Source organism: Blautia sp. HA3515, from assembly GCF_059933065.1.
In genome coordinates this window covers 1-2,693 of the sequence record NZ_JAYFUY010000145.1, presented here as the reverse complement: position 1 = coordinate 2,693, position 2,693 = coordinate 1, and the positions used below count along the sequence as shown (strand labels likewise).

Sequence of the window (2,693 nt, the reverse complement as noted above, 5' to 3'; positions counted from 1 at the left end):
AGCTGCCCTTTAAGGACAGCTATAATATAACAATGCAACTTGGATATAGTTTGCATGGATTATGGATTTTAGATGGAGTTGTCTATCGGCTTCTTGCAGGACAATTCAAACCAAAACAGCACACCCTTGCTTGTATTTGAGATGCCATACTTTGCATGGTGCATTTCCATGATTTTACGAACAATATAAAGCCCTAATCCAGTTCCACCTGTATTACGGTTACGGGATGCGTCTGCCCGGTAAAAAGCCTCAAATAAATGTGGAATCGCATCACCGGACACATGAACACCTGTATTTTCAATTTCACCACGAATTGTACCGTGTATTTCAGCTAAAGTTACACGGATCAATTCGTTACTTGGAGAATAACGAATTGCATTTACCAATATGTTTTGAATTGCCCGTTCCATCTGCACTTGTTCTACTTCACAGTAAAGTCGATCAGGAATATTCACCTCAATGTGCTGTTTCTTTTCTTCCAATAAATCTGAAACTGCAGCAATCTGTACCCGAAATACTTCCGCAAAGTCAACGATTTTATATTTGGATTTCTGAGTTCCCTCTGCTTTAGAAACATACAGCAGTTCTTTTACCAGCTTTTCCATCCTGTCAACAACCGCAAGGGAACGCTCCATGTACTCTGTGTGGTTCTCATAGCCTCTGACTCCGTTCAGCATTCCCGTCAAATGACCTTCCAAAATAGTCAACGGTGTTTTCAATTCATGAGATGCTGCCGAGAAAAAATCTACCCGTTGTTGCTCTAATGCTTGTTCCTTTTCAATGTCTGTTGTGAGCTGCTGGTTTGCAATTTGAAGGTCGTTCAATGCAGTAGAAAGCGAATTAGACAGCGAATTTAGATTTTGTGCTAAACGCCCCAATTCATCTTCTCTTGCTATGTCACATTGACCAGAAAAATCCAGTTCCGTCATTTGCTTTGAAATCTTACTCAATCGCACAATAGGTCGAGTAATGTACGCTGTATAGAGCCAAGCACACAGGAGAGCAAGTACAAAAACCATTAGGATGACATACGGAAGTATAGACAGTAATACTTTTGTTGCCTGCTGTACAACGAGCAAATCTGTTTGAACTGCCAACGTATAAGTAGTACCGTTTTTTAGAGTAATCGGGTAAAAGTTCGTCGTGGTTGTCCCAGACGGTTGCATATCTATGAATGACTCACCTTGATCAAATGTAACTATTTGATCTGCAGAAACGGTAGAAGTTTCTGGCGACGCTTCATTTGGATAGATAATATAGCCGTTGCTGTCCTCAATCCAAAAAGTAGCATTTGTTTCCGCTGAAAAATCTGTTAATTCATCTTCACAATCGTCTATATTATCAAAACCCGTCATTTGCTCGGCAAGGTGCATGGCGGCTTTCTCCGTAGCCGAGTTTATAAAATTTGAATATGTCGTAGGCAGTAGCTTTGAGATAAAGAAATATGTTCCACAGCAAGCTACCCCCAACAAGAGAAAAGTAATTATAAAAATCTTGACAGATAACCGCCTTTTAATGCACTTTATCAATTCTATATCCCACCCCTCTAATTGTTTTTATATAATCGGCATTTAGCTTTTTACGAATGTTCTTTATATGGCTGTCAACAATTCGATCTTCGACTTCCAAATCATCCGGCCACAATCGTTCAAGTAACATCTGCCGAGTAAAAACTCTCCCTTGATTTTCAACCATAAGCCTAAGAAGCGAAAACTCCTTACTGGTCAATACGACTTCGTTTCCACTTTGATACACATGAAATCCGTCAATATCTATACTCAACTCTTTATAGATAAGTAAGAATTGCTTTTGATTCTCAGTAGTTCTACGCCGAAGTATAGCCTCAATCTTACATAACAATATTTTGGGAGAAAAGGGCTTGGGAATGTAATCATCAATCTGTTGTTCAAAGCCCCTCAACTGATTTTCTTCATCTGCTAGTGCAGTAAGCATAACGATTGGTACTTGTGACCTTTTGCGAATGACCTCACATACACCATAACCATCAATTTTCGGAAGCATAATGTCTAACAATATAAGATTGATTGTATCGTCAAACATCGCTATCCCAGCCACGCCGTCAGAAGCAACAACAACTTCATACCCTGCATCAATAAGATGGTTTTTCAGTATATCTTGAATATCAGCATCATCTTCAACAATTAAAATTTTCTGCATTATTCCACCTCCAAGCCCATAGTGTATCATATTTTTTTTGAATTTCCGATGAAGTACACTATTCTTTCTTACCCCCGAAAGACTTCCTACGTCCATCAATAGGCTTTTCCGCATCTTTTGGTATCAGCCACATGTCCCATTTTTAGAAGCACCCGGGATTCGATTCTCTTTGCAAAGTATCTGCACTCGTCTTTCTGAAATGCCCCATTTTTTTGCTGCCTGTGGTGCGGACATATATTCCATAGCTTCATCTATCCTTTCTCATATGGTTTCTGCATGATTATACTCGGATAACCGAACAATAGCAAGACATGAATTGTGAGTTAGGGCAACTATGTAAATGTATCACAATTTTATAGCACTGATTGTCAATGTAGTTATCAGGAAACTTACCACATTGGCCCCAAAGAATAGCAGTCTAATCGAAATGACTCTACTTGGAAAAAACAGCTTAGAAGAGAGAGACATCAATTTTTGTATCAAGTCAGCTTCCACATACGAGGATTGCTGCACAA

At 39.2% G+C, this 2,693-nt stretch carries 2 protein-coding genes and 1 pseudogene; all 3 read right to left on the bottom strand.

Annotation, left to right across the window (positions count from 1 at the left end; translation table 11 throughout):
• Window positions 1-68: 68 nt before the first annotated feature.
• The 3 genes and pseudogenes from R1Y93_RS11840 to R1Y93_RS11830 all read right to left on the bottom strand — a co-directional run bounded on the left by R1Y93_RS11840 (window position 69) and on the right by R1Y93_RS11830 (window position 2,421).
• Window positions 69-1,373 (bottom strand): sensor histidine kinase, encoded by a 1,305-nt coding sequence (locus tag R1Y93_RS11840; RefSeq protein ID WP_500822956.1) that lies wholly within the window; start codon window positions 1,371-1,373, stop codon window positions 69-71.
• 139 nt (window positions 1,374-1,512) lie between these two features.
• Entirely contained in the window at window positions 1,513-2,178 is a 666-nt protein-coding gene (locus R1Y93_RS11835; RefSeq protein WP_500822955.1) for a response regulator transcription factor, read from the bottom strand.
• Between the two features lie 58 nt (window positions 2,179-2,236).
• A pseudogene (locus tag R1Y93_RS11830) lies at window positions 2,237-2,421 on the bottom strand (helix-turn-helix domain-containing protein).
• Window positions 2,422-2,693: the final 272 nt, after the last annotated feature.

Excerpts from the sequence above, each read along its gene's own strand:
- R1Y93_RS11840 (WP_500822956.1), bottom strand. The coding sequence starts at position 1,373 with ATGCACCTTGCCGAGCAAATGACGGGTTTTGATAATATAGACGATTGT.
- R1Y93_RS11835 (WP_500822955.1), bottom strand. The coding sequence starts at position 2,178 with ATGCAGAAAATTTTAATTGTTGAAGATGATGCTGATATTCAAGATATA.